This is a genomic window from Rhodococcus sp. NPDC127593, assembly GCF_042671975.1.
In the GTDB taxonomy this organism is placed as follows: Bacteria; Actinomycetota; Actinomycetes; order Mycobacteriales; family Mycobacteriaceae; genus Rhodococcus_F.
In genome coordinates, this window is the sequence record NZ_JBHXWI010000144.1 from 1 (window position 1) to 5,062 (window position 5,062).

The 5,062-nt window shown below is 61.7% G+C and carries 6 protein-coding genes and 1 pseudogene; 6 read left to right on the forward strand and 1 reads right to left on the reverse strand.

All coding sequences use genetic code 11. From position 1 onward, the window contains the following. The 4 genes from ACFVJ3_RS49085 to ACFVJ3_RS49100 all read left to right on the forward strand — a co-directional run. Positions 1 to 126: 2-oxo acid dehydrogenase subunit E2 (locus ACFVJ3_RS49085; protein WP_378458986.1), on the forward strand; the 126-nt coding region annotated here is incomplete at its 5' end. Between the two features lie 193 nt (positions 127 to 319). Further along, positions 320 to 1,072 (forward strand): isocitrate lyase/phosphoenolpyruvate mutase family protein, encoded by a 753-nt coding sequence (locus ACFVJ3_RS49090; RefSeq protein WP_378458981.1) that lies wholly within the window; start codon positions 320 to 322, stop codon positions 1,070 to 1,072. A 127-nt stretch (positions 1,073 to 1,199) separates the two neighbouring features. Next, complete coding sequence (locus ACFVJ3_RS49095; protein ID WP_378458982.1) at positions 1,200 to 1,499, forward strand: hypothetical protein; 300 nt, start codon at positions 1,200 to 1,202, stop codon at positions 1,497 to 1,499. A gap of 303 nt (positions 1,500 to 1,802) precedes the next feature. After that, positions 1,803 to 2,060 carry a hypothetical protein gene (locus ACFVJ3_RS49100; RefSeq protein ID WP_378458983.1) on the forward strand — a complete coding sequence of 86 codons (258 nt, stop codon included), beginning with the start codon at positions 1,803 to 1,805 and terminating at the stop codon, positions 2,058 to 2,060. A 137-nt stretch (positions 2,061 to 2,197) separates the two neighbouring features. Here ACFVJ3_RS49100 and ACFVJ3_RS49105 read toward each other — a convergent pair whose 3' ends face one another. After that, complete coding sequence (locus ACFVJ3_RS49105; protein WP_378458984.1) at positions 2,198 to 3,052, reverse strand: MIP/aquaporin family protein; 855 nt, start codon at positions 3,050 to 3,052, stop codon at positions 2,198 to 2,200. 339 nt (positions 3,053 to 3,391) lie between these two features. Between ACFVJ3_RS49105 and ACFVJ3_RS49110 the strand changes: the two genes are divergently transcribed. After that, positions 3,392 to 4,741 (forward strand): MFS transporter, encoded by a 1,350-nt coding sequence (locus tag ACFVJ3_RS49110; RefSeq protein ID WP_378458985.1) that lies wholly within the window; start codon positions 3,392 to 3,394, stop codon positions 4,739 to 4,741. Positions 4,742 to 4,955: 214 nt separating this feature from the next. Next, positions 4,956 to 5,054: pseudogene (locus tag ACFVJ3_RS49115) on the forward strand (2-oxo acid dehydrogenase); the annotation flags it as partial. Positions 5,055 to 5,062: the final 8 nt, after the last annotated feature.

Here is a 5,062-nt window from a genome sequence, read left to right on the forward strand (position 1 = left end):
TCGATGTGCTACCTGCCGCTCACCTACGATCACCGCCTCGTCGACGGTGCCGACGCCGGCCGCTTCTTGACCACGATCAAGCAGCGTCTGGAGCAGGGAGCGTTCGAGGCCGACCTCGGCCTGTAGCCGAACTCCCAGCGCAGGGTGCGCAGTTCGATGGTCGGCAGGTCGCCAAGGTGCTCTACGGCTTCGTGAACGAGGACGTTGGTGCCGAAGATAAGGCACTGGCCTCATCTCGACGACACACCAAAGCACGGACGAGTGCATCCCCGTTATCAAATTGTGTTAAGCGAAGAACTCAGGCGAGGAGCCCATTTTCATGACGTCGATCAACGAGAAAGCCACCAAACTGCTTCGGCTGCACCAGTTGGGTAACCCAGTGACCCTGCCAACGGTGTGGGACGCCTGGTCAGCGAATCTCGCTGTAACCGCCGGATTCCAGGCTCTGACCGTCGGCAGTCACCCGGTGTCGGATTCAATCGGCAAGCCCGACAACGAGGGCATCACCTTCTCCGAACTCCTGCACCGGATCTCACAGATCACGAGCGCCGCCGATCTGCCGATCTCTGTCGACATCGAATCCGGTTACGGGCTCGAACCGACTCGGCTGATCGACGGATTGGTCAACGCTGGCGCTGTGGGTTTGAACATCGAGGATGTTGTGCACAGCGAAGGCGGGCGTCTGCGCGACGCCCAGGAACACGCAGATTTCGTCGGCGGGCTCCGCCAGGCAGCCGATGAGGCCGGCGTCCACGTTGTGATCAACGCTCGCACCGACCTGCTTCTCCAGCAGGTAGGTGACGACGCCGATCGCGTCGATCGCGCAATCGCACGCTTGCAACTCGCCGCCCAAGCCGGGGCCGACGTGCTCTACCCCGTGGGACGGCACAACGACAGCACCCATAAGCGGCTGACGTCGGAACTGGCGCTGCCCGTCAACGCGATCGCGCTGCCCGACCAGGACGACCCCGCTTCATTCGGGCTACTCGGTGTCGCACGGATCAGCTTCGGCCCGTTCTTCCAGGCTGCTCTCACCGCACACTCTGCAACGCTCCTCGGCCGCTGGTCCTGACCCTGCTGGTTGGCAAAAGTATTTGACGCCGAGGGCGAGAGCATCTGGCACTCTGCGCATTTCTCTCGCTGCGGCGAGGTTCCCAAACTCCACGGCTTCCGCGGTCCCGATGAGATGTGTGATTCCCATGAATTCTCGTGAGTATCGCCAATGGCGCCAGAGGCGTCGCGCCGCTTGGATCGAAGCCAACCGCAGACTCAACCATCCTGACACCGAGGCGGAGCGCCTCATCGAGTTCGCCATCATGTGGACACCATTCGGAGGCGCCACCGAGGAGGAAATCCTTGTGCACTTCGGAATGACAACGTGCCGATTCATCGAGCGATTGTGGCAGGTCATTCCTGAATCGAACTGTACCCGAGACGAGATACGCATTCTGGCGAGCGCGTACCCGCATCACCGCCGAACCGGCGGCCCAAGCGGCTGACGTCCCGACAGGTCCCCAGAACTTGCGAAAGAGATCAGAGTAGCCCGACCTTGTCGTCGGCATCGGATAGCGCGGTGATTCTCGAATTCTGTTGTCCCTGGCACTGAGTAAGAAACCGGCCACCCTGCAGGGCCCGATTGCACCGCCGCTTGGTCCCATCCACCGCGTATCGCTTCGCGAAATCTCGTGCAACGATCATGGGGTTACATCAGCGCTTTGCAGCCTGGATGACGTGAACGTACGCACGCGCGAATCGAGGTCGACGGTCGCCAGATTCGAGCGTCGGCGTTTCATTCCATTCGGATGGAGTATGTACGCCACGTGCTGGATACGCAGGGATGGGCGGCGCGAGAATGCCGGGTCCTCGTGATCGGGGACAGCACGGGCCGCATCGCCTCCGGGCTGACCGATCTCGGCATGACTGTAAATGAACGGGATGACGGAGCACCGCACACCCTACCTCACGTCATGTACATCGGCGACGCGCTGGAACTCGTCGACGACGTCCGCCCCGTCTTGTCGGGCGTCCGAAATGCTGTGGCGCCGAACGGAGTGCAATAAGGCACTCGTCTCCGACCGAGACATCGGCCGTTATGTGAACTTTGTTCTCGAGCCGGACACCCGACCACCTGTGACGTATCTCGGATACGCCACGAGGAATGGTCCGTCCGGTGATCAGCAACCATAGGGCACGCCAATCAGCCCGTGCGAGGTCGCCGCACGCGCCTCCGACCTCGCGACGAATACCTCGTCGAATCCGGCCAGAGTCCGGTCGCGAGGCAGACTCCGATCATTCCACCAATGAGCTGAGCGATCACGAACAACGGGACCGACTCGGGCGCGATCCCGGTAAACGTGTCGGTAGATGCCCGTCCGATGGTTGCCGCAGGATTGGCGAAGGCTATCGAGCTGGTGAACCAGCATGCAGACCCGATGTAGGCGGGGACCGCGGCGGCCGACATTGCGCTGCGCCCGGTCTGTGCCAGCATGCAGATGAGTGCAACGAGTCCTGCGGTGGCGACAATCTCTCCGACGAAATTCCCCACGCTCGAGCGTTCGGTAGTCGCGGTCGCGAAGACGGGAACATCGAACATCACGTTGGCCAGCTGGGCACCCGATATGGCACCCAGAACCTGGATGATCATGTACGCGCCGACGTCGCGACCGGTCAGTCCGGTCGCCCGGCCACGCGTGAGGTACCAATCGGCGGCAGAGACCACCGGATTGAAGTGCGCTCCCGATACGGGGCCGAACATGAGAATCAGAGCTCCGAGCCCGAACGCCGTGGCGGTCGTGTTCTCGAGTAGCTGCAACCCGCTATCACCGGGAGACATCTGTTGCGCGGCAATTCCTGAACCGACGATGATCGTGACCAGCATCGCTGTGCCCACGAATTCGGCCACGAGCCGCCGCCACAGCGTCACTGCTTCCGGAAGCTCGGATTCGATCACAGGATCGCCGACCCGTGCGGTTTCCTCTGGTTGGCCGGTATTCGGCACTGCTGCCCACTTCGGGAGGTCGCGCGTGTCCTCGTCTGTCTCGTCAGGGATCACTGAATAGTGGTTTGGAGACAAGGATTTCGTGGTAGTTGCATTCTCAGTCATTTATCCGTGCCTGTCGTGACCACGGCCGCTTGCAACCGGCCTGTACATAGTGCGGCGTTCTTCCCGATCGCACGCCGACCGCGGACTCCGAGTGCACGCTGTGCCCTTGATTCCACAGAGCGGAAACCCAGTTCGTGGTGCTGTATTCATGGCAGATCTTCTCGCACTCCCCCTTGACAGCATTCTAGTGACGGAGTTCACTATATCAAGATACGAAAGATGAAATCCACGATGCGGAAAAGCTTGGTAACGCTCCTTTGGCTCGCATCCTCACTGGGAAGACTCACCGTGACTGAACAAGTCCTCGCCTCCGGCACGGAGGAATCCGAAGTAATCCGACCTCGCGGGAAGGTGCGTTGGAAGATTGCCGTGCTACTGGGTTCGGGCATTCTCATCAACTACATCGACCGGCTGTCCATTTCGGTGACGCAAGCTCCGCTGTCGGAGGAGTTCGGACTCTCGGCAACAGAATTCGGCCTCATCTCGGCCGCGTTCCTATGGTCGTACGCGATCATGCAGATTCCGGCGGGGATGCTGCTGGACCGTTTCGGAGTCAAGAAGGTCTGGGGCGCCGCGGCGGCGCTGTGGGCCATCGCATCCGTCCTCACGGCAATGGCTACAGGCGCTTGGGTGATCATTCTGGCCAGGATCTTCCTGGGTGTAGCCGAGGCGCCCGCGATGCCCGGAGCCATGAAAGCCAGCGGAATCTGGTTCCCACGACACGAACGGGCGCTGTGCACAGCGATCTTCGACAGTGGCACACGGCTGGCCAACGTGATCGGCCTGCCCATGGTTGCCTTCGCGGTGGCGACCTGGGGCTGGCGGGAGGCCTTCTGGCTGCAAGCCGCGCTCTCGGTCGCATTTCTCGTCGGCTTCGTGAAGATCTACGGCGGCCCCAAGGCAATGTTCAGCAAGAGTGCGGTCACCGAGGCGGAGTACGAGTACATCGTTGCGGGCGGCGCCAGCGCGGAAGATGTCCGCCCCGCCGACAGCGTCGCGACGATCGGGTACCTGCTGCGCCAGCGCAAGGTATGGGGTTTGTCGCTGGGTCTGGCGGGTGCGGGGTACGTGCTGTGGATGCTGCTCACGTGGCTGCCCGGCTACATGCAGACCGGGATGAACAAGAGCGTTTTGCAGAGCGGCATGTACGCCGCCATTCCCGCGCTGGTGATGTTTCTGGCCGAGTTGACAATCGGCGGCTACTTGGTCGACCGGCTGATCAGTCGCGGAGCCGACGGAAACAAGGTCCGCAAGCTCACGATTGTGATCGGCATGCTCGTCGCCATGCTCACCGTCGGCGCCGCGTTCACACAGAACGCGACTGCGTCCATCATCTGGATCGCGCTGGGTAGCGCGGGTATCGCGTTGGTCTACGTCACCACGAACAGCTTGCCGGCCCTGATCGCACCCGAGGGTAGCGCTGGGGCACTCGGCGCCATCATGAACTGCATCAATCTGCTGGCCGGCGTCGCCGCCCCCATCGTCACCGGCATCATCGTCGACGTCACGGGAAGTTTCCAGTTCGCATTCATCCTTGGTGGAATCGCGTTGGTCGGCGGGCTCTGCAGCTATCTCGTCTTGATGGGCAACATCGAACCCATCCCCGCTCGAGCGGTGACAACCGGAGCCAGCGCCTGACCAATTCTTGGACCCGGCCGATATCGGGAAGATCGCGGAACGCGGCGGCTTGGAATTGATCTGGGTCGCCGCTTCGTGTGTACGCCCATATCGCTCTTGACATTCCACGTGCTACGGCGTTCTCTATATCGAGATGCGAAAGTTAACTTCCATAGTATGGAAGTTGTAATCAAGTCCGAGGAAGGACCACGGTGTCTGAGGCAGGAATCGCTGCACCCTCGACCGGTCCAAGGCCGTCGAGGCCGCCAACCGGTACCGCATCGACGACGTCCGTGCCGCCGCCGTGTCCTATGCGGACACGGGAAGCGCCTAGAGGAGAAC